General features: G+C 47.9%; 1 pseudogene (running past one end of the window). It reads left to right on the top strand.

Going from position 1 to position 503, the window contains the following annotated elements:
* A pseudogene (locus HQK80_10875) lies at positions 1-503 on the top strand (flagellar protein FlaB); it begins 654 nt to the left of the window's first position.

The following is a 503-nucleotide window of genomic DNA, read 5'->3' as shown; positions in this document are numbered from 1 at the left end:
ATTAACAAGCTGAGTGACGTTCTCGGCGTTTCCGCCAGAACTGTTGTGGGCAGTACAACCAGCTTAAGTCTTGCGGCAGGATCTACCGATGCTGATTTTGCTGTGAATGGGATTGTTATTGGGCAAATAAATGTTCAGCTTAATGATTCTGACGGTGCCCTTGTTAAGACCATTAACGGGAAGACATCACAGCATGGCGTATTCGCTAGTGTTGATAACGCAGGAGTGCTCTCCCTCACTTCTACAGATGGACGGGCAATTCAATTAACAGCTACCAGTATCACCGCTCAAACTGGCGGTGTATACGATATTATGCGCCGTAAAGACATGAGTACCTTGGGTTATATTCAGTTGAGCCAGTTAGGTGCATCGGAAATTACGGTTCGTGATACAGGTGGCGGTAATGTAGTTGCTTTTTCAACAGGAGCAGATCTGGATGTGGCTGGCAGCACCACGACGACAGCATCGTCCACCCTTGTTTCTGGTTCGACTCTGGCCCAGAA

It is taken from the genome of Desulfobulbaceae bacterium (assembly GCA_015231515.1).
Classification (GTDB): domain Bacteria; phylum Desulfobacterota; class Desulfobulbia; order Desulfobulbales; family VMSU01; genus JADGBM01.
The sequence above is the reverse complement of the archived record's forward strand: the minus strand, read 5'-3'. Positions and strand labels throughout refer to the sequence as shown.